Source organism: Pseudomonas sp. B611 (genome assembly GCF_055407965.1).
Genome location: NZ_JBUZST010000005.1, coordinates 223,801 through 247,544 on the forward strand (window position 1 = coordinate 223,801; position 23,744 = coordinate 247,544).

Genomic DNA, 23,744 nt, shown 5'->3' on the forward strand with positions numbered 1-23,744 from the left:
CCGGGCGGGCTTGGAGTACCGATGCCAGCTCTCTACGTGATGATTCCAGCGGCGCTGCTGTTAGTGGGCGTGGCCATCTACATCTTCTTCTGGGCGGTGGACAGCGGCCAGTACGACGACCTCGACGGCCCGGCCCACAGCGTGCTGTTTGACGACCAGGACCCCAACCACCTGGCCGCTGTCGACGAGGCCAACGGCCCCGAACAGCCACCCAAAGACCCACCCCATGCTTGAACTCGCGCCACTGCTGGTCTCCGCGCTGATCCTTGGCCTGCTCGGCGGCGGCCACTGCCTGGGCATGTGTGGCGGGCTGATGGGCGCGCTGACCCTGGCGATCCCCAAGGAGCAGCGCAGCCGCCGTTTTCGCCTGCTGCTGGCATACAACCTGGGGCGCATCCTCAGCTATGCCACGGCCGGCATCTTGATCGGTCTGGCGGGCTGGGCCGTGGCGAACAGCCCGGCGGCGATGTTCATGCGTGTGCTGGCCGGGTTGCTGCTGATCAGCATGGGCCTGTACCTGGCCGGCTGGTGGAGCGGCCTGACCCGTATCGAAAGCCTCGGGCGCGGCCTGTGGCGGCATATCCAGCCGATTGCCAACCGTTTGCTGCCGGTGTCCAGCCTGCCGCGCGCCTTGCTGCTGGGCGCGCTCTGGGGCTGGTTGCCGTGCGGGTTGGTCTACAGCACCCTGCTGTGGGCAGCGAGCCAGGGCAATGCGCTGGACAGCGGGTTGTTGATGCTGGCGTTTGGGTTGGGCACCTGGCCGGTGCTGCTGGCGACCGGGCTGGCGGCCGAGCGGGTCACGGCGCTGTTACGCAAACGCAGCGTAAGAATGACCGGTGGCCTGCTGGTGATTCTGTTTGGAATTTGGACATTGCCCGGTCCGCATCAGCACTGGCTAATGGGGCACTAGCGCCCTGCCTCGCCAGTACGATCCTTTTTTGACGAGTGGCTGTTGTCGTCAGGCAAGGCGCCGCGACGACTCATAGCTGGCTATGGGGAGGAGCGGCAACGCAGCATGACGGCAACAGACACCGTCAAAAAGGATCAGTACTGGCGAGGCAGGGCGCTCGGCGCCATGTGGCATAGCGCCGCTCCCTGTTGATGCAAATCAAGGTGCCCTCCCTGCAACGCCCCTAGACTCGGCCCATTAGCCTATCCGGGGGAACGCCCGCATGCTCGACGCCATTCGTTGGGACACCGATCTGATTCACCGCTACGACTTGGCGGGGCCGCGCTACACGTCCTACCCCACCGCCGTACAATTCGACAGCCAGGTCGGCACATTCGACCTGCTCCACGCCCTGCGCGACAGCCGCAAGGCCGCGCGGCCGTTGTCGCTGTATGTGCATGTGCCGTTCTGCGCGAACATCTGCTACTACTGCGCCTGCAACAAGGTCATCACCAAGGACCGTGGCCGTGCCCATGCCTACCTGCAACGGCTGGAGCAGGAGATCCAACTGGTGGCCTGCCACCTCGACCCGAAACAGCCGGTAGAGCAACTGCACTTCGGCGGCGGTACCCCGACCTTTCTCAGCCACGACGAACTGCGCCAAGTCATGGGCTGCCTGCGCAAGCACTTCAATCTGCTCGACGATGACTCCGGCGACTACGGCATCGAGATCGACCCGCGCGAAGCCGACTGGGCCACCATGGGCCTGTTGCGCGAGCTGGGGTTCAACCGCGTGAGCATTGGCCTGCAAGACCTCGACCCCGAGGTACAACGGGCGGTCAATCGCCTGCAAAGCCTGGAAGAAACCCGCGCCGTCATCGATGCAGCGCGCACCCTGCAATTTCGCTCGATCAATATCGACCTGATCTACGGCCTGCCCAAGCAAACCCCGCTCAACTTTGCGCGCACCGTGGAAGAAGTGATCAAGCTGCAACCCGACCGACTGTCGGTGTTCAACTACGCCCACCTGCCGGAACGCTTCATGCCGCAGCGGCGGATCAACACCGACGACCTGCCCTCCCCGGCGGAAAAACTGCTGATGCTGCAAACCACCATCGAACAGCTGACCCAGGCCGGCTACCGCTACATCGGCATGGACCACTTCGCCCTGCCGGATGACGAGCTGGCCATCGCCCAGGAAGAAGGCACCTTGCAACGTAACTTCCAGGGCTACACCACCCATGGCCATTGCGACCTGATCGGCCTCGGCGTGTCAGCCATCAGCCAGATCGGCGACCTGTACTGCCAGAACACCAGCGACCTCAACGCTTACCAGAACACCTTGGCCAGCGCACAACTGGCCACCAGCCGTGGCTTGGTATGCACCACGGACGATCGGCTGCGCCGGGAAGTGATCCAGCAGTTGATCTGCAATTTCAGCCTGGCATTCGACAAGGTCGAACAGGCCTTCAACATCGATTTTCGCGGGTATTTCGACGATATCTGGCCCCAGCTTGAGGCCATGGCCGCCGACGGCCTGATCGAACTGGATGCCCAGGGCATTCGCGTGTTGCCGGCCGGGCGCCTGCTGGTGCGCTCGGTGTGCATGGTGTTCGATGCCTACCTGGAACACCAGAATAGGCAGCGGTTTTCACGGGTGATTTGAGCGCGGTTATTTCATCGCCAGGCCGGCGGCCTTGATCGAGTCGCCAGCACTCATGTCTTTCATCGCCTTGGTCAAGGACGCCTGGGCACTGGTCAGGCTGGCCTGCAGCGCACCCAACGCCGATTGCAGGGCAGTGGCCTTGGCCCTGGCCTGATCAGGGCTGAGGCTCTTGTCAGCCATGACCGCCGCCATTTCCGCCTGTTTCTCGGCGATCTGCTTCTTGATCTCGCGAATCATCTTCAACAGTTGCTTGACGTTTTCTGCCAGGCCACTGTCATCGATGTCACTGTTGGAGGTTTTCTCGGCCGCAGCTGCTTTCATCGCCGCACCGGAAATGACCACCGAGACTGCAGGTTTGGTCTCATCAGTGGCCTTCGGGTCGGCGGCGTCGGTTTTGGCAACGGGCTTTTTTGCATCTGGCGTGGTGGTAATTTGCGTGCGCATTGCCAGGTCGAGCGTAAGGGAAGCCATCTTGTGAACATCCAGGTTCCAGGGTTGATAGCAAGTCATCGGCACCTGGCGAAAATTCTTTATACCCCTGTCGGTTTTTTGTACAGGCTGGCCTCACACTCCCTCAGTGCGTTACCCTTACGTCTTATGTGTGTTTTCCCACAAGGATTTAAGAAATGTCCGAGCCAGTTAAACTGCGCGCTCACAGCCAGGCTCATTGCAAGGATTGCAGCCTGGCCCCCCTCTGCTTGCCACTTTCGTTGAATTTGGAAGACATGGATGCGCTGGACGACATCGTTAAACGCGGCCGCCCACTGAAAAAAGGCGAGTTCCTGTTTCGCCAGGGCGACAAGTTCGATTCCGTCTATGCAGTACGTTCCGGCGCGTTGAAGACGTTCAGCCTGAGCGACAGCGGCGAAGAGCAGATCACCGGTTTCCACCTGCCCAGCGAACTGGTCGGGCTGTCCGGCATGGACACCGAGATTCACCCGGTGTCGGCCCAGGCGCTGGAGACCACGTCGGTGTGCGAAATTCCTTTCGAACGCCTCGACGAACTGGCCCTGCAATTGCCGCAATTGCGCCGTCAGTTGATGCGCGTGATGAGCCGCGAGATTCGTGACGACCAGCAAATGATGCTGCTGCTGTCGAAGAAAACCGCCGACGAGCGCATCGCGACCTTCCTGGTCAACCTGTCCGCACGCTTCCGCGCCCGTGGCTTCTCGGCCAACCAGTTCCGCCTGAGCATGTCGCGCAATGAAATCGGCAACTACCTGGGCCTCGCGGTGGAAACCGTGTCCCGCGTGTTTACCCGCTTCCAGCAGAACGAGCTGATCGCCGCCGAGGGCAAGGAAGTGCATATCCTCGACCCGATCCAGCTGTGCGCGCTGGCCGGTGGCTCCCTCGAGGGCTGATCCAGACACTTGCGGCCGCGCCAATCGGCGAGGCCGCAGGTATACTTCGAGTCCGTTTCCAGCCCCAGGACTCTTCGACGATGACCTTCGATTCGTTCGACATCAAATCCCTGATCCGCCCTGTCATCGACTTCCCCAAGCCTGGGGTGATCTTTCGTGACATCACGCCACTGTTCCAATCGCCCCGCGCCCTGCGCCTGGTGGCCGACAGCTTTGCCCATCGCTATGTCGAAGCTGACTTCACCCATATCGGCGCGATGGATGCGCGGGGCTTCCTGATCGGCTCGATCATCGCCTATCAATTGAACAAACCGCTGATCCTGTTTCGCAAGCAGGGCAAACTGCCGGCCGACGTGCTGGCCGAGGGTTACCAGACCGAATACGGCGAAGCCTTCCTGGAAGTGCATGCCGACAGCCTGTGTGAAGGCGACTCGGTGCTGATGTTCGATGACCTGATTGCCACTGGCGGGACCTTGATTGCTGCGGCGAATCTGGTGCGGCGCATGGGCGCGAAGATTTTTGAAGCGGCGGCGATTATTGATTTGCCGGAGCTGGGTGGCTCGCAGCGTTTGGAAGATATGGGGATTCCGACGTTTTGTTTGACTCAGTTTGCCCTGAGCGAACAGTAACTTTTTCAGTTGCCTGTGCTGGCCTCTTCGCGAGCAAGCCCGCTCCCACAGTTGACCGAGTACATCCTTTGGAATGCGGTCGAATGTGGGAGCTGGCTTGCCTGCGATGAGGCCCTGAAAAACACCACAAAAACTAGAGCCCCATCTGCTTGCTGATGATCTCGTTCATCACCTCTCGCGTCCCCCCACCAATCGACAGAATGCGATTGTCGCGATACAGCCGCTCCACCAGGCTGCCGCGCATATACCCCTGCCCGCCGAGGATCTGCACCGCGTCATAGGTGACCCGATCCGCCGTGTCGGTCGCCAGGTTCTTGGCCATGGAAATTTCCTTGATCACACTCTTGCCCGCCGCCATCTTCGCCGCCTGGCGATAGGTGAATTCCCGCGAGACTTCCACCGCCGTGGCCATTTCCGCCAACCGGTGCTTGAGCACCTGGAATTTGCCGATGGGCTTGCCGAACGCTTCACGCTGCGCGGCCCACGTGAGGCTTTCTTCCAGGGCCATCTGCGCCGTCATGTTGGCCATCAACGCCAGGGCCAGGCGTTCGCTCTGGAAGTTGCCCATGATGCAGGCAAACCCCATGTTCTCGGCGCCGATCAAGTTGCCTACGGGCACTCGGCAATCGTCGAAGAACAATTCGGCTGTGTCCGACGCCCACCAGCCCATTTTCTTCAGGGGCTGGCCGACGGTGAAACCGGGAGTATTTTTTTCGATCAGTAGCAGGCTGATGCCGCCGAAGCCCGGCCCGCCGGTGCGCACGGCGACGGTGTAGAAGTCGGCGCGCACGCCGCTGGTGATAAAGGTCTTGCTACCGCTGACCCGGTAATGGTCGCCATCGCGGACGGCGCGGGTTTGCAGGTTGGCCACATCGGAACCACCGCCCGGCTCGGTGACGGCCAGCGCGATGATCTTTTCGCCCGCCAGCACCAAAGGCGCCACGCGTTCGCGCACCTCGGCGCGCGCCCATTTGACGACGGGCGGCAGGCCGATATCCAGCGAACCGAGCCCCGCCACCACACCGCCAGAGCCACAGCGCATCAACTCCTCGCTGGCCGCGACCTTGGCGAACAAATCGCCTTCATGGCTGCCGCCAAGGGCTTCGGGGTAGCCGATACCCAGGATCCCCGCCGCGCCGGCCTTGAGGTACAGCTCGCGGGGAAAGCGCTCGGCCTCCTCCCATTGCTCGATCCCCGGCAGCATCTCGCGCTCGACAAAACGGCGCACGCTGTCGCGGACCAATTGGTGGCTGGGGTCGAAGTAGTCCTGATAGGCAGACATCGGCAAGCTCCACGGAGAGGTGGAGGAAAATTACCAAGCGCTTGCTTGGTTATCAAGCGATCCGCAAATATCACCCACAACACAAAACCACTGTGGGAGCGGGCTTGCTCGCGAATGCGGTGGGTCAGTCAATAAATCTGGCGACTGACACACTGTATTCGCGAGCAAGCCCGCTCCCACACAAGCCAGGTCCCACCATTGCTTCTGCAGTGTTGCTTAGAGCGCGATTGGCTTGCGACCCGCAAACGAATGCGCCAACGTGCCGCCGTCCACCAGCTCCAACTCGCCCCCCAACGGCACGCCATGGGCGATACGCGAGGTGATCAGGCCTTTGTTGGTCAGCAGTTGCGCGATGTAATGCGCCGTCGCTTCGCCTTCCACCGTCGGGTTGGTGGCCAGGATCACCTCGGTAAAGGTGCCCTGCTCTTCGATTCGCGCCACCAGTTGCGGAATGCCAATCGCCTCCGGCCCCAGGCCGTCGAGCGGCGAGAGGTGGCCCTTGAGCACAAAGTAGCGCCCGCGATAACCGGTCTGCTCCACCGCGTACACATCCATCGGCCCTTCCACCACGCACAGCAACGTGTCGTCGCGGCGCGGGTCGGCGCATTGCGGGCAGAGGTCTTCTTCGGTAAGGGTGCGGCACTGGCGGCAGTGGCCGACGCCGGTCATGGCCTGGCTCAGGGCCTGGGCCAACCGGGTGCCGCCACTGCGGTCACGCTCCAGCAGTTGCAGCGCCATGCGCTGGGCGGTTTTCTGGCCGACGCCGGGCAAGGTGCGCAGGGCGTCGATCAGTTGGCGAATCAGGGGGCTGAAGCTCATGGGCGAAGGGTCCGACAAAACAACGAGACGCGGTTTATACCCGCGCCCCGGATTAGCGTCAAATGCTCAATCCTGCGCGACGCGCACCACCAACTTGCCGAAGTTGCGCCCTTCGAGCAAACCGATAAAGGCTTCGGGCGCCTGCTCCAGGCCGTCCACCACGTCTTCGCGGAATTTCACCTTGCCCTCGCGCACCCACGGCACCATGGCGCTGATGAACTCGGGCTGGCGGTCGCCGTAGTCGTCGAACACGATAAAACCCTGGATGCGCACACGCTTGGTCAGCAACGTGCGTTGCAATGCGGGCAGCCGATCGGGGCCGCTCGGCGGCTGATGGGCGTTGTAGCCGGCGATCAACCCGCACAACGGGATGCGCGCCTTGGGGTTGAGCAACGGCAGCACCGCGTCGAACACCTTGCCACCGACGTTTTCGAAATAGATATCCACGCCCTTGAAGCAGGCCTGGGCCAGTTCATCGGCGAAGTCTGCGCTCTTATGATCGATGCAGGCATCAAAGCCCAACTCGTCCACTACATAGCGGCACTTGTCCGCACCGCCGGCGATACCCACCACACGCAAGCCCTTGAGCTTGGCCACTTGCCCCACCACCGAGCCCACCGCACCGGACGCCGCCGCCACCACCAGGGTTTCGCCGGCCTTGGGTTGGCCGATGTCCATCAGGCCCATGTAGGCGGTCATGCCCGGCATGCCGAGTACACCCAGGGCCATGGAGGGGCTGGCGAGGCCCTTGGGCACAGGGATCAGGTTGTACCCGTCGGAAATGCTATGGCTTTGCCAGCCGGTGGCACCGACCACCAGATCACCCACTTCGAATTTCGGATTGCGCGACTGCTCGATACGGCTGACAGCACCGCCGGTCATCACCTCGTCGATTTCCACCGGAGCAGCGTAGGACGGCGCGTCACTCATGCGTCCGCGCATGTAGGGGTCGAGCGACAGGTACAAGGTCTTCAGCAGGACTTGGCCGTCTGCCAACTCCGGAAGATTCACACGCTCCAGGCGGAAGTTTTCCGGGGTGGGTGCGCCCTGTGGGCGTGAGACCAGGACAATGCGCTGGTTCAAAGTCGGTTGTTGAGGCATCTGGGGCTCCTTTCGCGAATCCATCGGTATAGGGTGCAGACCATGCTTGGGGTGCCGGGGTTCAGATTGGACGCGGAGCGTCCGCGGCGGCGTTACCACGCAGAGCGTGGGAACGATCAGCCAGCTCCCACATGGGACGTGGCGCGCGCAAAAAAATGCCAGGCACATGGCCTGGCATTCGAGTCTAGCTAACGCGCACCGATCAGAACGGCAGCTTCATGCCTGGCGGCAGTTGCATGCCAGCGGTCACGCCGCCCATTTTTTCCTGGCTGTTGGCTTCGATCTTGCGCACGGCGTCGTTGACGGCCGCGGCGAACAGCGCTTCGAGCATTTCCAGGTCGTCTTCGCCAACACCTGGCAATACGCTTGGGTCGATGCTGACGCGCTTGATGTCGTGACGACCGGTCATCACCACGCTGACCATATCGCCACCGGCTTTACCGGTGACTTCGGCGTTGGCCAGTTCTTCCTGCATCTTGGCCATTTTTTCCTGCATCTGCTGCGCCTGCTTCATCAGGCCGGCCATGCCACCTTTCATCATGGGAATTACCTCAAAGTACGTGGATCAAGTGAGTAGCCCGGTATCAGGACGCCTGGGGCACCGGGGCTTCGACAGGTTCAATAGTATCGTGACGGACGACCGCACCGAACTGTTGCATCATTTGCTGGATGAGCGGATCAGCGTGGATCGAGTCCTCGGCTTCGCGCTGGCGGTTGATGCGCCGGCGGGTCGCGGCCTGGGCCGGGGTTTCCTGCTCAGGCTTGATCAACTCGATGGCGACGGTCAGCGTGCGCTCATGGTACTGGTTCAGTGCGTCATTCAGGCGACGTTGCTGGGTGGCATTGAACAGGGCGCTGTGGGCCGGGTCCAGGTGCAGCAGCCAGTGGTCGCCATCAATGGCGATCAGTGTGCAGTTGGCGGCGATGCTGCCGGTCATGCCGGAGATCGGCAGTTTCGGGAACAGCTCCAGCCATTGCAGGGCCAGGCCGGTGGCCGGTGCCGCAGCGGGTTCCGCCTCGGGCTCGGGGGCCGGCTCGGCGGTATGTTCGCTGGCCAGGTCGTCCAGGTAGCTGTAGGCCGAATCCATGTCCGGCTCGATGTAGTCTTCGTCCAGCGGCGGTTCGTCGTCGTCGATACCCGGCACGGCCGCTTCAACCTGGGCGACGGTCGGCTCGGGCACGGGCGCAGACACCCACTCAGGGGCGTCGGGCACCACGCTGTCCGGGGTCGGCGTGGGCATTGGCGTCAGCTCGGGCTGCTCGCCGGTGGTTTCCAGCACGGGCTCCACGGCGGGCTGTTGCTCGGCTTCGGGCTCGGCCTCGGCTGCCACCGGGTCGTTCCACGGCAGGTCAACGACCGGCTCGGGCTCGGATTCGACAACCGGTTCCGGCACAACCACAGGCGCAACCACCACCGGCTCGGGCGCCGGTACAGGTGCAGCAACCACTGGCGCGACAACCGCCGCGCCAGCCACTGGTTTGGCGGAATCAACTGTGGCCTGGCTGATCCCCACTGGCTTTAGCGGCTGTCTCGGCGCATCGGCCGAGTCGGCGGGCCGGAACGCCAGCATGCGCAGCAGGACCATTTCGAAACCACCGCGCGGATCCGGCGCCAGGGGCAGGTCGCGACGACCGATCAGGCCCATCTGGTAGTAGAACTGCACATCTTCGGCCGGCAGCGCCTGGGCCAGGGCCAGCACGCGGTCACGGTCACCGTGGCCGTTATCGACGCCTTCAGGCAAGGCCTGGGCGATGGCGACGCGGTGCAGCACGTTGAGGATTTCCGAGAGCACGCCGTTCCAGTCCGGGCCCTGCTCCGACAGGTGGCGAACGGCTTCGAGCAACGCCTTGGCGTCGCCTTCGATCAGCGCGTGCAGTACGTCGAACACCTGGCCGTGGTCGAGGGTGCCGAGCATGGCGCGCACATCGGCGGCCATGACCTTGCCTTCACCAAAGGCGATGGCCTGGTCGGTGAGGCTCATGGCGTCACGCATCGAACCATCGGCGGCGCGGCCGAGCAGCCACAGCGCGTCGTCTTCGAACGGCACGTTCTCGACACCGAGCACGTGGGTCAAGTGCTCGACCACCCGCTCGGGGGTCATGTTCTTCAGGGAGAACTGCAGGCACCGCGACAGAATCGTTGCAGGAAGTTTCTGCGGGTCGGTGGTGGCCAGGATGAATTTGACGTAGGGCGGCGGCTCTTCCAGGGTTTTCAACAGGGCGTTGAAGGAGTGGCTGGACAGCATGTGCACTTCGTCGATCAGGTAGACCTTGAAGCGGCCGCGGCTGGGCGCGTACTGCACGTTGTCCAGCAGCTCGCGGGTGTCTTCGACCTTGGTGCGGCTCGCGGCGTCGATCTCGATCAGGTCGACAAAGCGCCCTTCGTCGATTTCCCGGCACACCGAGCAGGTGCCGCAGGGCGTCGAAGTGATACCGGTTTCACAATTCAGGCATTTGGCGATGATGCGCGCGATGGTGGTCTTGCCCACCCCGCGTGTGCCGGTGAACAGGTAGGCGTGGTGCAGCCGCTGGCTGTCCAAGGCATTGATCAGAGCCTTGAGCACATGGGTCTGGCCGACCATTTCGCGGAACGAGCGCGGACGCCATTTACGTGCAAGAACCTGATAACTCATCGAAAACCGTCGCAACTGGGAAGCGGAAGCCGGTAATGCTAGCGGAGCAAGGGGGAAATTGCATCCGGCACGCTCGCCTAATCTGACTAAGCTCATCGCATTGGCCCCGAAAAGGCCTGAACCCGGAGAGCATATGCGCGTAGTCCTGGGCGCTTTATGGATGATTGCCACGGCTAGCCTGGCGGCGCCTGCACCGCTGCGCTTCTCGGTTTCCGACAGTTGGGCGATGCCCATGGTGCAACTGGAGGACGGACGGCCGACCCAGGGTATTTTGTATGACTTGATGTCCAGCCTCGCCACCCAGGTCGGGCGCCCGACGCACTTCCACGTGCTGGCCCGGGCGCGCATCGCCGCGGCCATGGAACACGGCGATATCGATGTGCGCTGTTATGTCGCCCAGGCGTGGGTCGATGATATGTCCGGCGACTACACCTGGAGCGTGCCGCTGTTTGTGCAGCGCAACCTGCTGGTCAGCACCCACGTGCCCGCACAGACCGTGCAGATGGACAAGCTGGCACCGCAGTTGATCGGCACGGTACTCAACTACCGCTACACCACCCTCGACCCCTTGTTCGCCAGCGGCCAGCTCATCCGTGACGACGCCCGCAGTGAAGAGCAGGTGCTGCACAAACTGGTGGCCGGTCGCTTCAAGTACGCGGTCACCAATGAATGGATACTCGACCGTTTCAACCAACGCCTGGCACCCGGCCGGCGCCTGCATAAAGTCGCGATAATCGAGGAGCAAAGCCTGGGCTGCACCGTGCGCAATGACCCGAATGTGCCGGTGCAACGCATCCTGCGCACCTTGTTGCGGATGAAAATGTCCGGCGAGATCGACGACATCATCCAGCTGTACACCGGGGAACGCGCACCCGGCGCCCCTCCAGACTGATCGCCGCCACGCTGGCCAGCACGATCCCCCCACCCAGCACCACTTGCGCGGCAATCTGCTCGCCAAGCAGCGTCGCGGCCATCAGCATGGCCACCGGCGGGATCAGGTACATCGCCACCGACGCGCGGCTGACCTCGACATGCTTCAATACATAGGCCCACGCCAAGTATGCCAAGGCACTGGGGAAAATCCCCAGCACCAGCACTGCCAGGTTCTCCGCCAACGGCGCCTGCGCCACGGCGGCGGGCAGGCCTGGCAGGTTGATGCACAGCATCAAGGTGCCCGCCCACACCATGTAGCACGCCATCGTCAGCGGGCTGTAGCGATGGGCATAGTGCTTCTGGATGGCGAAATACACACTCCACGACAGCGCCGCCAGCAGGATCAACGAGCCACGCGGGTCGATGTCACCTACCCCCTGATCACCCCAGATCACCACCAGCACACCCAGCAAGCCGAGCAGCACACACCCCCAGCGCCAGCCACTGACCCGCTCCTTCAAAGCGAAAAACGCGATCAACACGCTAAACAGCGGCGCCGACTGCGCCAACACGCTGGACGCCGCCGCCGTAACGAATTGCTGCCCATAGTTGAGGCTGGTGTGGTGCAGGAACACGCCGAAAAAACCCAGCACCAGCAACCACGGCAGATCCCGCAGGCGCGGCCGGCCGATGCCCATCGCCAACGCCACGCCGCCCATGAACAGCGACGCAATCAGAAACCGCAGCAAGGCCAATTGCCCGGGGCTGTAGCTGTGCAGCCCCATGTGCACGCCAATTGGCGAATAGGCCCAACAGAGGATGACGCTGGCAACCACTAGCGTAAGCTTCACGGGTGACGGGGAATTCATCGAAGGCATCCAGAGACAGAGAAGGAATGCCGTCAGTCTTGGCCCCGGTCACCCGCAGGACAATTAACCGTTTCTGACTTCTGCAATCACTGGAACTGAGCAATGGAACTGGCCCAACTGAAGATGGTGCGAGCCGTGGCGCAAACCGGCAGCGTGGCCCAGGCCGCCGTGCAATTGCACTGTGTGCCGTCCAACATCACCACGCGCATCAAGCAACTGGAAAACGAGTTGGGCACACCGCTGTTTATCCGTGCCGGGCGCGGGCTGGCGATCAGTGCCGCCGGCGAGATCTTCCTGGAGTACTGCGAACGCATCCTCGCACTGGTGGACGAATCCAAACGCGCCGTGGACGCCAATGCCATACCCCGCGGCACCTTGCGCATCGGTGCGGTGGAGTCCAGCGCCAGCGGGCGCTTGCCGCCGCTGCTGGCGGAGTATCACCGGCGTTACCCGGACGTCAGCCTGGAGTTGGTGACCGGCGCCTGGAGCCAACTGCTCGACGACCTGCAACACCATCGCCTGGACGTGGCCCTGGTGGCCAGCGGCGGCAAGCGCGCCAAGCTCGAACACAGCGTGGTCTACAGCGAACGCCTGGTACTGATCGCCAGTGCGTCCAGCGCGCCGATCCACAGCGCCGAAGACCTGGCCGGGCGCACGCTGCTGGTGTGGCCACCGGGCTGCCCCTATCGCGCGGCGCTGGAGAACTGGGTCAAGCCTCAAGCCTTCAAGCCGAGTATCGCCAGTTATGCCAGTTGGGGCACGATCATTGGTTGTGTCAGCGCGGGGATTGGCGTGGCCTTGGCGCCGGAGGGCATTTTGGCTCGGTATGAGCAGGCCAATCAGCTGGCGTCGTACCGTTTTGAGGAGTTGCAGGCGGTGGACAATCTGCTGTTTTGGCACACGGACACCCAGCGACACTTGGCCAGGGATGCGTTCGCCGGGCTGCTGCGCGAAACCTTTGGCTGACACATACCCATGTGGGAGCGGGCTTGCTCGCGAATGCGGTGTATCAGTACCAGATTCATTGACTGACACTACGCATTCGCGAGCAAGCCCGCTCCCACATTTTTAAGTGTGTTGTTGTTCAGATCAGCTTTTCGCAGGAGCCAGACGCGCGTACTGACCCTCGCTGATCCAGCCAATAAACGAACGATTCTGCGCATTGATGAACTCAACCTGCGCCCAGCCATCCTTGAAGGCCAGCACGCCCACCACATCATCCTTGATGATATACGGGCGTTTGGCCGCCTTGGCCCCCGGGGTTTTCAGCAGGTAAACCTTATCGACGGCCACCGTCACCAGGCCAATCCACTGTTTATTCGCGGTCTGGGTCAGGTCCAACCCCGTGGCAATCTCTGGCATCAACACATTCATGCAGCCGGGATGCTGGCGGCCCTGCTCCACGGTCAAGGTCACGCCATCGGCGGACGGTGTCACGCTGCCAGGGTAGGCATCGACGAGCCAGGTGGTCACTACATTCGCGTTGCCTTGTAGGTAGAACGCGCATCTGCTGACGCCCTCACCCAATTCTTCCGCGTAAAAACCTTCCACCTGATGCTCAGGCGTTACCGCCAGCATCAGCCCTTCATACATGCCCGAGTGCAGCGCAGGCGCACCCGCAAATGCCGGGGCCACGGCACACAACGACAACACACCCATCGCCAGAAAACGGATCATCTTATTTTTTCCCTTCAAGCGCGTTGTAGGCTTTTTCGATAAGCACGTCATAGTTACCGTAGTCCTTGCCGTTATAGTTACGCGCCATGGCCACGTAATCCTTGTCTTTCATGGCCTTCATCAGTGTCGGGCTCTGACTGCAAAAACTCAGGAACGCCCTTAGTTGGCTGCCGGCATTTATCTTTAATGCCGCGACAAACTCAAACACGGTCTTGTAACCGCACGCCGCAAAGTTGAAACCCATGACCTGAAACATGCCCCATGACGCCGACATCAACGCTGCTTCCTGATCCAACGCAAAGGCGGTGGCCATGGTCTCCCAGGCCTTGACCTGATCCTTGTTGTTGACCTGCCACTGCGGCCCGGCTTTTCGCACATAGGGATACGACAGCAGCGGGTGTGCCTGGTCGTAGATGTGTTTGGTGTACTTGCGAAACAGGTGCCCTTCAAAGGCGATCACCGGCAACTTCGCCGGCCCGAACCCCGAGCGCCCGCCCGACTCAACCGTGGCGAAAGCCTTGATGATGTTTACCGAGATGCCGTTGCCCAACTGCTTGGCGGCGTTCTGGAAGTCGGTTTCAGTCAGGGTCATGCCCCCGTCGCACGTGGCCTGGAGCACCAACTGGCGGTTGCGTCGCTCGGCCTCGACCATGGCGCGCATGCGGTCCAGGTACACATTGACCGTAGCCTGCACCGCATCGCCCTGGTTATTGCCGAACACATTGAGAAAGCTCGGGATACGCATCGCCGGGAACGCCTTCACCGGCACTTTCACCGCTTCTTCGATCAGGCTGTTGAAGGTGCGACCCGTCGGATCGATCACCCCATCGGGGTGGGCATATTTGAGATGGCGGAACTGGTACTGACTGATGCACTGCACCAATTGGCCGTCGCACTTGCCGTTCTCGGCCAGCGGAAAACCCAGCTTGGGAATGATCAGGTTGAATAAATACTGGATGCACTGCACATCGGCGGTCAAGTTGCGGGCTTTACCGGGAGCGCCCACCGACGCACTGATAAGACGGGGCAACCCTTGCAGGCTTTTCATCACAGACATCCTTGTTAGTTAAAGAAGTGATAGCACTTCAATATCAATTCCGTGCACTTGTTACATTCTGAAACAAGCGGCCGGCGCAAACTAACAAGGTGGTTTTGGCTTGTAAAGTGGGGGAATTTAAAGTTGTGAAACAGCCGTCATCGCTGCGCAATAAGCTGGGCAGGTGATCAGATAAAAGATTTTTTGATTTGACGCAGAAGAGGTACTGCAAGGGAGAGCGTTATGGAGGCAACCCCACCAGCCACACCCCGGCACACAATGTTCCCGCTGTGGCTGCTGCCTTCCGGCTCTGACCAGGTTCACGGGTAATCGTTGCGGGGGGACCGATGGGGTCACCATAACGACGCCTGCCTATCGGCAAGCGGGGCCATTGTACCGATCTCATCGGAAGTTACAACCGTTGGTGCTGGAATAAAAACATCTGGCGGTTCAAGCACTTGCCCGCGATGCAGGCGACGCGGTCGGTCAGTTGGACCTAGGTGATGCTATCGCAGGCAAGCCAGCTCCCACAGAAAAGCCATTTCACTGGGCCTGTAGGACCTCATCCGCCCTTCCGCCCTCCTCCTGGATCACCAGATGGATGAAGTGCAACTTGGCAATCACCGCCGGTGGCAGCACAAAGGGATAGAAATCCGGCTGGCCCATGCTGCGCGACAGCTCGTTGAGCATGCCGGCCAGTTCGATCCAGGCGTTGACGAATGACAGGAACGCCACCCCGCCCGGGTGTTCTGGGTCGTAGAGGGTGCTGAGGGGGAACGGCTGGTAATCCAGGTCCATCTCGCGGGCGCTCATGCCAAAGCCCAACGCCGTATCGACGGCATCCATCATGTGCAGGTAATGGGCCCAGGTTTCGGCCCAGTCTTCCCAGGGGTGCATGGTGGCGTAGGCGCTGACGCAGGTCTGTTGCCAATCGGGACGCGGGCCGTTCTGGTAATGCTGGTCCAGGGCATCGGCGTAGCTGGCACGTTCGTCGCCGAACAGGCGGCGAAACGGTTCAAGCCAGTGGGTATTGGCGATCAGGCGATCCCAGTAGTAATGACCCACTTCATGGCGAAAATGCCCGAGCAAGGTGCGGTAAGGCTCACGCATCTGTACGCGAACTTTCTCACGGTGGGCATCGTCGGCTTCCTTGATGTCGAGGGTGATCAGGCCGTTGGCATGGCCAGTCATGGGCGCATTGCCCTCCAAGTCGATACCGACAAAGTCGAAGGCCAGGCCGGTGTCTTCGTCGACGCTCTTGGGCACCACTTGCAAGCCGAGGCTGATGAGCTGGGCCACCAGGCGGCGCTTGGCGATCTCCACTTTGCGCCAGCGTTCGGGGTTTTCCGCCACAGACAGGTCGGGGATGGTGCGGTTGAGGCTGCACGCCACGCACAGTGGCGCGGTGCTATGGGCGGGGATCAGCCAGTTGCAGGCGGCCGGGGTGTCGAGGTTGGCGCAGCGGCGGAAGGCGCCGGCGTCGAGATTGCCGTCTTGCAGCCAGGTGCCTTCCACGGGGCCGGGTTGCAGGGAGGCGAGCCGGCTTTGTTGCGGTTGGTAGCCCAGCAGCGCCTGGCAGGCCAGGCATTGGCTGTTGCGAAAAAACAGGGATTGGCCGCAGCGGCATTGCCACACCTTGCCGTCGCGAGAGGGCCCGGCCACGAAGGGGGCGGCGATGCGTGAACTGAGCTGCTCGAAGTAGCGGAACATGGCGATCTCTCCCTGGGTGACTGAGACTAGATCATTTGCCGCGTAAGATCGTTCCCACGCTCTGCGTGGGAACGTCTCTTGTGACGCTCAGCGTCACGCCTTGGGCTGCATTCCCACGCGGAGCGTGGGAACGATCATCATCAGACGGTGATGTTGTGCTTGGCCAGGAAGGCGACGAAGGCTTCTTCGTCGAGAACCTTGAGGCCCAGTTCGCTGGCCTTGGCCAGCTTTGAACCGGCGCCCGGGCCGGCCACCACGCAATGGGTTTTCGCCGAGACGGAGCCCGCCACCTTGGCGCCGAGGCTTTCCAGCTTGTCCTTGGCCACGTCGCGGCTCATCAGCTCCAGGGAGCCTGTGAGCACCCAGGTGTGACCGGCTTCGGGTAAGCCTTCGACGACCTTCTTCTCGCTCTCCCAATGCATGCCGAAGTCCTTGAGCTGCTGCTCGATGGCCAGGGCGCGGTTGGCGTTATCCGCATTATCGAAAAACTCACGCACGGCCTTGGCCTGCTTCTCGGGCAGTGCTTGACGCATGTCCAGCCAGTCAGCCTTGATCACGCCTTCGAGGCTACCGAACTTGTCCGCGAGTTTCTGCGCCGCACCCGGGCCAACGCTCGGCACGTGCAACTTGTCGAGCAAGCCGCCCAAGGTGGTGCTGGCGGCGAACTCGGCGCTGAGATCGCCCTGATCCTGCAATTGCAGGCCGCACTCGTCCGGCGCCAGCAACGCGCCGATGACCTCCTGGTTATGGCTGTCTTCAAAGAAGCTGTGGATCTCGTGCGCCACTTCCAGGCCCACGTCCGGCAAGTACGTCAGCACTTCCGGCAAAGCCTTCTGCACGCGCTCCAGGGACGCCAGGGAACGCGCCAGCACCTTGGCCGTCTCCTCGCCCACGTCGGGGATGCCCAGCGCATAGATAAAGCGCGCCAGGGTCGGCGTCTTGCTGTTTTCGATGGCCGCGATCAGCTTCTTGCTGGAGATATCGGCAAAGCCTTCCAGGTCGATGATCTGCTCGTACTTGAGCTTGTAGAGATCGGCCGGCGAGCCGATGAGCTTTTCGTCCACCAGTTGCTCGATGGTCTTGTCGCCCAGGCCATCGATGTCCATGGCGCGGCGCGAGACGAAATGGATGATCGCCTGCTTGAGCTGCGCGCCGCACGCCAGGCGCCCGACGCAGCGGTACACCGCGCCTTCGCTGACGGTTTCCTTGCCCTTGCTGCGCTTGACCAGTTGGGTGCGTTCCACATGGGAACCGCACACCGGGCAGCTTTCAGGAATCGGTACTGCGCGGGCGTCTTCCGGGCGGCGTTCGAGCACCACGGAGACGACTTGCGGGATCACGTCCCCGGCGCGACGGATGATCACGGTGTCGCCGATCATCACACCCAGGCGCGCCACTTCATCCATGTTGTGCAAGGTGGCATTGGACACGGTGACGCCCGCGACCTTGACCGGCTTCAAGCGCGCCACCGGGGTGACGGCGCCCGTGCGGCCGACCTGGAATTCCACGTCGAGTAGTTCGGTCAGTTCTTCCAGGGCCGGGAATTTATGCGCGATGGCCCAGCGCGGCTCGCGGGCGCGGAAGCCCAGCTCGCGCTGGTAGGCAATGCTGTTGACCTTGAACACCACGCCGTCGATCTCGTACGGCAGGCTGTTGCGGCGCTCGCCGATGTCGCGGTAGTAGTCCAGGCAATCCTGAATACCCTTGGCCAGCTTCAGCTCGTGGCTGATGGGCATGCCCCACTGCTGCAACTGTTGCAGGTTGCCGATATGGGTGTCGCTGATGTCAGTGGTCACGCCATAGCAGCAAAACTCCAGCGGACGGCTGGCGGTGATCTTCGAATCCAGCTGGCGCAGGCTGCCAGCAGCGGCGTTGCGCGGGTTGGCGAAGGTCTTGCCGCCGACTTCCAGCTGCGAGGCGTTGAGCCGCTCGAAACCGGCCTTGGACATGAACACTTCGCCGCGCACTTCGAGGGTCGACGGCCAGCCGCTGCCGTGCAGTTTCAGCGGGATATTGCGCACGGTGCGCACATTGACGCTGATGTCTTCGCCGGTGGTGCCATCGCCACGGGTGGCGCCGCGCACCAGTTCGCCGTCCTGATACAGCAGGCTGACCGCCAGGCCGTCCAGCTTGGGTTCGCAGCTGTATTCCACCACCGCACCAGCGCCGAACAGATCACCGGCCGGCAGGTCGAGGCCTTCGGTGACCCGGCGATCAAACTCGAGCATGGTGGTTTCATCAAACGCGTTGCCGAGGCTGAGCATGGGTACCTCATGCTTGACCTGGGTGAACGCCGACAACGCCGCACTGCCGACCCGCTGTGTCGGCGAATCCCGCGTGACCAGCTCCGGGTGCTCGGCCTCCAGGGCCTTGAGCTCGTGAAACAACCGGTCGTACTCGGCGTCCGGGATGCTCGGCTCGTCGAGGACGTGGTAACGGTAGTTGTGCTGATCCAGTTCAGCGCGCAGTTCGAGAATGCGGGTGTGGGCGGCGGTCATGGGTGTTCTCTCATAAAGCAAAAGAGCAGCCGAAGCTGCTCAATATGTTAGTGCACGGATTCTACAGACAACGCTTAAGCTCAGGCCTCAGCGTTTCTGTGTCAGGGCGCGACGCTCGAACTCGACGATGCGCTGACGGTAATGTTCGATGGTCTGAGCGGTAAGGACGCTGCGTTGATCGTCCTTCAGCTCGCCGTTCAGTTCCTGGGACAGCTTGCGCGCTGCGGCCACCATCACGTCGAACGCTTGTTTCGGGTGACGCGGGCCTGGCAGGCCGAGGAAGAAGCTCACAGCCGGGGTGCTGAACAGGTCGATGTCGTCCAGGTCAAACGTACCCGGCTTGACCGCGTTGGCCATGGAGAACAGCACTTCGCCGTTGCCGGCCATGCTTTCGTGACGGTGGAAGATATCCATCTCGCCAAAACGCAGGCCGCTTTCGAGGATGTTCTGCAACAGCGCCGGGCCTTTGAAGCCGGCGGCGTCGCGGCAGATCACGCTGATCACCAGCACTTCTTCAGCGGCCGGCTGATCGTTGACCGATTGGCGCGGCGCGGTCTTGCCGACGTTTTCATCCGGGAAGTCATCGTCGCGGCTGCTGAAGCTCGGGCCGTCATCGACGTCGAGGTTCAGGTCGCCCTGATGCGGCTCGGCCACGGCGGCACTGGTACGCTTGCCACGCTTGGACGAAGGCTCGCGAGCCTCACGCAGCGGCGCGCTCATCGACGGCAGGTCGTGCTCGTCCAGTTGCGGTTCCTTATGGGTATCCAGCACACGGGGCGGCCCCAGCAGCTCGGCAGCGCCGTCGTCGTCTGGCAGGTTGGACAGGTTGCGGTCCAGGCGGAATTTAAGCTTGCCCTTGCCGCCGCGCATCCGGCGCCAGCCATCAAAAAGAATACCGGCAATGACAATAATGCCGATGACGATCAGCCACTCGCGCAGACCGATTTCCATGTAATCCCGTGCCTCTAATAAAAAATGCTGAAAAATAAGGGGTTTAGCACCGTGCAAACCGCTTTAAAACGTGGCGCCAACTCTATGTTCTGACTGACGTTTTGCCCACGCACACGAAAAATTGACATTAAACTAGCACGACCAAAGATAACTTTACACCGTCTGTCAAAATGCCTTGAACAATTATGTCGTTAGGCCATCTTTGCCAGACCGGTAAAACACCTTACATCCTGCTGAAAATTCTCTTTCGAAGCCTGGGTCAGGATTCCACCATCGCCATTGCTTCTTCCACATCCACCGCCACCAAACGCGAACAACCCGGTTCGTGCATCGTCACGCCCATCAACTGATCAGCCATTTCCATGGCGATCTTGTTGTGGGTGATATAGATGAACTGCACGGTCTGGGACATCTCTTTGACCAGTCGTGCATAGCGTCCAACGTTAGCGTCATCCAGCGGCGCGTCAACTTCATCGAGCATGCAGAACGGCGCCGGGTTCAACTTGAAGATGGCAAATACCAGGGCCAATGCGGTCAGGGCTTTTTCGCCGCCGGACAACAAATGGATGGTGCTGTTCTTCTTGCCCGGAGGCCGCGCCATGATCGTTACCCCTGTATCGAGTAGATCTTCGCCCGTCAGTTCCAAGTAAGCGCTGCCACCGCCGAAAACTTTCGGGAATAACGCCTGTAAACCGCTATTAATCTGATCAAAGGTATCTTTGAAGCGGTTGCGGGTTTCCTTGTCGATCTTGCGGATCACGTTTTCCAACGTATCGAGGGCTTCGACCAGGTCGGCGTCCTGCGCGTCCAGATAACGTTTACGCTCGGATTGTTGCTGGTATTCGTCGATGGCCGCGAGGTTGATCGCGCCAAGGCGCTGGATACGCGCGGCAATCCGCTCAAGTTCTTCTTCGGCGTCTTTCTCGTTGGCCTGGGTGGTCAACGTGTTGAGCACGCCGTGCAAGTCATAGCCGTCTTCGAGCAATTGGTCTTGCAGGGTCTTGCGGCGCACGGTCAGGGCTTGCCATTCCATGCGCTGTTGTTCGAGTTGGCCACGGATCAACTGGGATTGCTGCTCGGCCTGGGTCCGGCGTTTCTCGGCGTCGCGCAGTTCGCGGTCGGCGTCTTCCAGGGCGATTTGCGCGGTCTTGAGTTCTTCGTCGACGGTCATGCGCTTGTCGAGCAACTCTTCGAGCTTGAGCCGCAACTCTTCCAGCGGCGCTTCGCCCTCTTCCAGGTTGAGGCTCAGTTGCTCGCGTTTTTCGGTGAGGCGTTCGGACTGCATCTCCAGGCGCTCAAGGGCCTGGGCGGTGGACGCGTGCTGGGCCTTGAGCGAGCCCAGACGTACCGCCAACTGGTGAGCGTGATCCTTGTGCTGACGAGCTTCCTGGCGCACGCGGTCGAGGCGTTCGCGCAGGCTGTCGCGCTGGGCCAGCAGCAGTTCGCGCTGCTCGGTGTCGAGGGCCATGCTGTCGAGGGCTTCCTGCAAGTGCAGGCGCGCTTCTCCGATCTGTTCGTGCTCCAGGGCGCGCTGCTCGCCCATCTCGGCGACTTCTTCGTCGAGGCGGGTGCGGCGCAGGGTCAGCTGTTCGGCCTTGGCCTTGCTCGCGGAGAGCTGGGCCTTGAGTTCACCTTGCTGGCGCGCTTCGTCCTGCAACAGGCGGCGCAGGTGTTCGCGGCCGGTCTCTTGCTGGCGCTGGGTGGCGCGCAAGGTTTGCAGTTGGGTTTCCAGGCTTTCGAGGGTGGCTTCGCGTTCTTCGCGTTCGGCGATCAGGTTGACGATTTCCTGGCCGCGGGCCAATACGCCGCTTTCCGCTTCACTGGCGCGGCGCACCCGCAGGAAGTACCGGCCAACCCAATAGCCGTCGCGGCTGATCAGGCTTTCGCCGGCCGCCAGTTGGCCGCGCTGGGCCAATGCTTGCTCAAGTGACTCAACCGGCTTGACCTGGCCCAGCCACGGCGACAGATCAATCGCCGCCTCAACCTTGTCCAGCAAACTGCCCGGCACGCGCTTGCCATCGGCAGCAGGGCTGAGCAAACGCAGGTCGCCCTGGGCGAAACCGGCCAGGTCGAAGCCGCCAAAATCGTCCACCAATACGGCTTGCAGGTCGGCGCCGAGCACGGTTTCCACCGCCAGCTCCCAACCCGCTTCGACTTTCAAACCTTCCGCCAGGCGCGGGCGCTCGGCCAGGTGCTGGTCGCGCAGCCATTCGGCGGTGCCGGTGCCGGGGTCCAACGCCGCTTGTTGCAACGCCTCAAGGGACGCCAGCCGACCGTTAAGCCGCTGCAAATCGCCCTGGGCCTGCTGCTGCGCCTGGGTCGCCTGTTGCAGTTGCTGACGCAATTGCTCCAGGCGCTCCACTTGTTGTTCTTCGCTGGCTTCCAGCTCCTCAAGCGTCATTTCGCTTTCGGCCAGTTGCTCGCTCAGCTCCATGATCGCCGCGTCTTCCGGGTCGGCGGCGAGCAACACGCGCTCTTCCTGCAAGCGGCGCTGGCGCTCGGCCAAACGCTCCATGCTGGTTTCCAGTTGCTGGATGCGCGACTGCTGCACCTCAGCCTGGCGGCGCGGCTCGGCGGATTGCAGGTTGAACGTGTCCCACTGCTCCTGCCAGCCGTGCATGGTGCTTTCGGATTCTTCCAGGGCGGCGGCGGCTTCTTCGGCGGCGGCGCTGGTGACTTCCTGCTCGGGGGTGAGCATGTCCAGCTCTTCGCCGAGGGTCAGCAGCAACGTGCGGTCGTGACCCAGGTGAGATTCGGTCTCCAGGCGCGCACGTTCGGCTTCCTTGAGATCGTCCTGCAACTGGCGCAGACGCTGCTGGCCGTGCTGGATGCTCTGCTCGACGCGGGCGATATCGCCGCCCACGGAATAGAAGCGGCCCTGCACCAGATTGAAGCGTTCGGACAAATCATGGTGCCCATCACGCAGGCGTTCGATGCTGGCATCGGCATTGCGCTGTTCGGCCACCAGCGCTTCAAAGCTGATTTCCTGGGTGCCGATGATCGCCTCGCGCTGGCCGACCTGCTCGTTCAGCGCCTGCCAGCGCAGGGCCGACAGTTGCGCCTTGAGTTGGCGCTCTTCGCCCTTGTATTCCTGATACTTCTCGGCCGCCTGGGCCTGGCGGTGCAGGCGCTCCAACTGGCGCTCCAGCTCTTCGCGCAGGTCGGTGAGGCGGGCGAGGTTTTCGTGGGTGCGGCGGATGCGGTTTTCAGTCTCGCGGCGGCGTTCCTTGTACTTGGAGATGCCGGCCGCTTCTTCGATAAAGTTGCGCAGGTCTTCGGGCTTGGCTTCGATCAGCTTGGAGATCATGCCCTGCTCGATGATCGAATAGCTGCGTGGGCCCAGGCCGGTGCCGAGGAAAATATCGGTGATGTCCCGACGGCGACACTTGGTGCCGTTGAGGAAATAACTGTTCTGGCTGTCGCGGGTCACTTTGCGGCGAATGGAAATTTCGGCGTAGGCCGCGTACTCGCCAATCAAGGTGCCGTCGGAGTTGTCGAACACCAGTTCGATGCTGGCCTGGCTCACCGGTTTACGGCTGGTGGAGCCGTTGAAGATGACGTCGGTCATCGACTCGCCGCGCAGGTTTTTCGCCGAGCTCTCGCCCATCACCCAACGGACGGCGTCGATGATGTTCGACTTGCCGCAACCATTGGGCCCGACCACCGCCGCCATATTACTGGGGAAGTTCACCGTGGTCGGGTCGACGAAGGATTTGAACCCCGCCAGTTTGATGCACTTGAGCCGCACGC

General features: G+C 62.0%; 20 protein-coding genes and 1 other RNA gene. 7 read left to right on the plus strand and 14 right to left on the minus strand.

All coding sequences use genetic code 11. From position 1 onward, the window contains the following. Window positions 1–21 precede the first annotated feature (21 nt). The 3 genes from ccoS (at window position 22) to hemN (ending at window position 2,555) form a co-directional block, all read left to right on the plus strand. On the plus strand, window positions 22–234 hold the full coding sequence (ccoS, locus tag ACZRMO_RS13765) for a cbb3-type cytochrome oxidase assembly protein CcoS (protein WP_017735332.1): 213 nt from the start codon (window positions 22–24) through the stop codon (window positions 232–234). Next, window positions 227–910, plus strand: a complete 684-nt coding sequence (locus ACZRMO_RS13770) for a sulfite exporter TauE/SafE family protein (RefSeq protein ID WP_463973205.1) — start codon at window positions 227–229, stop codon at window positions 908–910. Before ccoS ends, ACZRMO_RS13770 begins: the two co-directional genes overlap by 8 nt. A gap of 262 nt (window positions 911–1,172) precedes the next feature. Beyond that, complete coding sequence (gene hemN / locus ACZRMO_RS13775; protein ID WP_463973206.1) at window positions 1,173–2,555, plus strand: oxygen-independent coproporphyrinogen III oxidase; 1,383 nt, start codon at window positions 1,173–1,175, stop codon at window positions 2,553–2,555. A gap of 6 nt (window positions 2,556–2,561) precedes the next feature. On the opposite strand, the gene ACZRMO_RS13780 is transcribed toward hemN, so the two are convergent. Further along, window positions 2,562–3,026 (minus strand): hypothetical protein, encoded by a 465-nt coding sequence (locus ACZRMO_RS13780; RefSeq protein ID WP_463973207.1) that lies wholly within the window; start codon window positions 3,024–3,026, stop codon window positions 2,562–2,564. 155 nt (window positions 3,027–3,181) lie between these two features. Between ACZRMO_RS13780 and fnr the strand changes: the two genes are divergently transcribed. After that, window positions 3,182–3,916: a fumarate/nitrate reduction transcriptional regulator Fnr gene (gene fnr, locus ACZRMO_RS13785; protein WP_016979302.1), complete on the plus strand. Its 735-nt coding sequence runs from the start codon at window positions 3,182–3,184 to the stop codon at window positions 3,914–3,916. 80 nt (window positions 3,917–3,996) lie between these two features. Continuing rightward, window positions 3,997–4,545: an adenine phosphoribosyltransferase gene (locus tag ACZRMO_RS13790; RefSeq protein WP_463973208.1), complete on the plus strand. Its 549-nt coding sequence runs from the start codon at window positions 3,997–3,999 to the stop codon at window positions 4,543–4,545. A 133-nt stretch (window positions 4,546–4,678) separates the two neighbouring features. On the opposite strand, the gene ACZRMO_RS13795 is transcribed toward ACZRMO_RS13790, so the two are convergent. The 5 genes from ACZRMO_RS13795 to dnaX form a co-directional block, all read right to left on the minus strand. Next, entirely contained in the window at window positions 4,679–5,827 is a 1,149-nt protein-coding gene (locus ACZRMO_RS13795) for an acyl-CoA dehydrogenase family protein (protein ID WP_463973209.1), read from the minus strand. 216 nt (window positions 5,828–6,043) lie between these two features. After that, on the minus strand, window positions 6,044–6,646 hold the full coding sequence (recR, locus tag ACZRMO_RS13800) for a recombination mediator RecR (protein ID WP_083357364.1): 603 nt from the start codon (window positions 6,644–6,646) through the stop codon (window positions 6,044–6,046). A 66-nt stretch (window positions 6,647–6,712) separates the two neighbouring features. Next, window positions 6,713–7,747 carry an NADP-dependent oxidoreductase gene (locus ACZRMO_RS13805; RefSeq protein ID WP_463973210.1) on the minus strand — a complete coding sequence of 345 codons (1,035 nt, stop codon included), beginning with the start codon at window positions 7,745–7,747 and terminating at the stop codon, window positions 6,713–6,715. Window positions 7,748–7,949: 202 nt separating this feature from the next. Next, window positions 7,950–8,288: a YbaB/EbfC family nucleoid-associated protein gene (locus ACZRMO_RS13810; RefSeq protein ID WP_003175481.1), complete on the minus strand. Its 339-nt coding sequence runs from the start codon at window positions 8,286–8,288 to the stop codon at window positions 7,950–7,952. A 43-nt stretch (window positions 8,289–8,331) separates the two neighbouring features. Beyond that, complete coding sequence (gene dnaX / locus ACZRMO_RS13815; protein WP_463973211.1) at window positions 8,332–10,380, minus strand: DNA polymerase III subunit gamma/tau; 2,049 nt, start codon at window positions 10,378–10,380, stop codon at window positions 8,332–8,334. 133 nt (window positions 10,381–10,513) lie between these two features. Here dnaX and ACZRMO_RS13820 point away from each other — a divergent pair, with 133 nt between their 5' ends. Further along, window positions 10,514–11,272: a substrate-binding periplasmic protein gene (locus tag ACZRMO_RS13820; RefSeq protein WP_463973212.1), complete on the plus strand. Its 759-nt coding sequence runs from the start codon at window positions 10,514–10,516 to the stop codon at window positions 11,270–11,272. Here the strand turns inward: ACZRMO_RS13820 and ACZRMO_RS13825 are convergent. Further along, window positions 11,223–12,122, minus strand: coding sequence for a DMT family transporter (locus tag ACZRMO_RS13825; RefSeq protein ID WP_463973213.1), 900 nt, complete (start codon window positions 12,120–12,122; stop codon window positions 11,223–11,225). The genes ACZRMO_RS13820 and ACZRMO_RS13825 overlap by 50 nt on opposite strands. Before the next feature lie 102 nt (window positions 12,123–12,224). Here ACZRMO_RS13825 and ACZRMO_RS13830 point away from each other — a divergent pair, with 102 nt between their 5' ends. After that, window positions 12,225–13,088 (plus strand): LysR family transcriptional regulator, encoded by an 864-nt coding sequence (locus ACZRMO_RS13830; RefSeq protein ID WP_207041733.1) that lies wholly within the window; start codon window positions 12,225–12,227, stop codon window positions 13,086–13,088. A gap of 123 nt (window positions 13,089–13,211) precedes the next feature. Here the strand turns inward: ACZRMO_RS13830 and ACZRMO_RS13835 are convergent, their stop codons facing one another. The 7 genes from ACZRMO_RS13835 to smc all read right to left on the minus strand — a co-directional run bounded on the left by ACZRMO_RS13835 (window position 13,212) and on the right by smc (window position 23,742). Continuing rightward, window positions 13,212–13,799, minus strand: a complete 588-nt coding sequence (locus ACZRMO_RS13835) for a hypothetical protein (RefSeq protein ID WP_463973214.1) — start codon at window positions 13,797–13,799, stop codon at window positions 13,212–13,214. A 1-nt stretch (window position 13,800) separates the two neighbouring features. Continuing rightward, on the minus strand, window positions 13,801–14,847 hold the full coding sequence (locus tag ACZRMO_RS13840) for an N-acetylmuramidase family protein (RefSeq protein WP_463973215.1): 1,047 nt from the start codon (window positions 14,845–14,847) through the stop codon (window positions 13,801–13,803). Window positions 14,848–15,088: 241 nt separating this feature from the next. After that, an RNA gene (gene ffs / locus ACZRMO_RS13845) (signal recognition particle sRNA small type) lies at window positions 15,089–15,185 on the minus strand. 193 nt (window positions 15,186–15,378) lie between these two features. Further along, window positions 15,379–16,545 (minus strand): zinc-binding metallopeptidase family protein, encoded by a 1,167-nt coding sequence (locus tag ACZRMO_RS13850; protein WP_124526628.1) that lies wholly within the window; start codon window positions 16,543–16,545, stop codon window positions 15,379–15,381. A 140-nt stretch (window positions 16,546–16,685) separates the two neighbouring features. Next, window positions 16,686–19,043, minus strand: a complete 2,358-nt coding sequence (gene ligA, locus ACZRMO_RS13855) for an NAD-dependent DNA ligase LigA (protein WP_463973216.1) — start codon at window positions 19,041–19,043, stop codon at window positions 16,686–16,688. An 87-nt stretch (window positions 19,044–19,130) separates the two neighbouring features. Next, complete coding sequence (gene zipA / locus ACZRMO_RS13860; RefSeq protein WP_463973217.1) at window positions 19,131–19,994, minus strand: cell division protein ZipA; 864 nt, start codon at window positions 19,992–19,994, stop codon at window positions 19,131–19,133. A 259-nt stretch (window positions 19,995–20,253) separates the two neighbouring features. Then, on the minus strand, window positions 20,254–23,742 hold the full coding sequence (smc, locus tag ACZRMO_RS13865; protein WP_463973218.1) for a chromosome segregation protein SMC: 3,489 nt from the start codon (window positions 23,740–23,742) through the stop codon (window positions 20,254–20,256). Between the last annotated feature and the right edge of the window lie 2 nt (window positions 23,743–23,744).

What these genes read in the sequence shown, in the direction of transcription:
- ACZRMO_RS13795 (WP_463973209.1), bottom strand. Translation starts at nt 5,827, where the DNA reads ATGTCTGCCTATCAGGACTACTTCGACCCCAGCCACCAATTGGTCCGC.
- ACZRMO_RS13820 (WP_463973212.1), top strand. Translation starts at nt 10,514, where the DNA reads ATGCGCGTAGTCCTGGGCGCTTTATGGATGATTGCCACGGCTAGCCTG.
- ACZRMO_RS13825 (WP_463973213.1), bottom strand. Translation starts at nt 12,122, where the DNA reads ATGAATTCCCCGTCACCCGTGAAGCTTACGCTAGTGGTTGCCAGCGTC.
- ACZRMO_RS13850 (WP_124526628.1), bottom strand. Translation starts at nt 16,545, where the DNA reads ATGTTCCGCTACTTCGAGCAGCTCAGTTCACGCATCGCCGCCCCCTTC.
- ACZRMO_RS13835 (WP_463973214.1), bottom strand. Translation starts at nt 13,799, where the DNA reads ATGATCCGTTTTCTGGCGATGGGTGTGTTGTCGTTGTGTGCCGTGGCC.
- ACZRMO_RS13810 (WP_003175481.1), bottom strand. Translation starts at nt 8,288, where the DNA reads ATGATGAAAGGTGGCATGGCCGGCCTGATGAAGCAGGCGCAGCAGATG.
- ACZRMO_RS13805 (WP_463973210.1), bottom strand. Translation starts at nt 7,747, where the DNA reads ATGCCTCAACAACCGACTTTGAACCAGCGCATTGTCCTGGTCTCACGC.
- fnr (WP_016979302.1), top strand. Translation starts at nt 3,182, where the DNA reads ATGTCCGAGCCAGTTAAACTGCGCGCTCACAGCCAGGCTCATTGCAAG.
- dnaX (WP_463973211.1), bottom strand. Translation starts at nt 10,380, where the DNA reads ATGAGTTATCAGGTTCTTGCACGTAAATGGCGTCCGCGCTCGTTCCGC.
- ACZRMO_RS13830 (WP_207041733.1), top strand. Translation starts at nt 12,225, where the DNA reads ATGGAACTGGCCCAACTGAAGATGGTGCGAGCCGTGGCGCAAACCGGC.
- recR (WP_083357364.1), bottom strand. Translation starts at nt 6,646, where the DNA reads ATGAGCTTCAGCCCCCTGATTCGCCAACTGATCGACGCCCTGCGCACC.
- ccoS (WP_017735332.1), top strand. Translation starts at nt 22, where the DNA reads ATGCCAGCTCTCTACGTGATGATTCCAGCGGCGCTGCTGTTAGTGGGC.
- ACZRMO_RS13790 (WP_463973208.1), top strand. Translation starts at nt 3,997, where the DNA reads ATGACCTTCGATTCGTTCGACATCAAATCCCTGATCCGCCCTGTCATC.
- zipA (WP_463973217.1), bottom strand. Translation starts at nt 19,994, where the DNA reads ATGGAAATCGGTCTGCGCGAGTGGCTGATCGTCATCGGCATTATTGTC.
- ACZRMO_RS13780 (WP_463973207.1), bottom strand. Translation starts at nt 3,026, where the DNA reads ATGGCTTCCCTTACGCTCGACCTGGCAATGCGCACGCAAATTACCACC.
- ligA (WP_463973216.1), bottom strand. Translation starts at nt 19,043, where the DNA reads ATGACCGCCGCCCACACCCGCATTCTCGAACTGCGCGCTGAACTGGAT.
- ACZRMO_RS13840 (WP_463973215.1), bottom strand. Translation starts at nt 14,847, where the DNA reads ATGAAAAGCCTGCAAGGGTTGCCCCGTCTTATCAGTGCGTCGGTGGGC.
- ACZRMO_RS13770 (WP_463973205.1), top strand. Translation starts at nt 227, where the DNA reads ATGCTTGAACTCGCGCCACTGCTGGTCTCCGCGCTGATCCTTGGCCTG.
- hemN (WP_463973206.1), top strand. Translation starts at nt 1,173, where the DNA reads ATGCTCGACGCCATTCGTTGGGACACCGATCTGATTCACCGCTACGAC.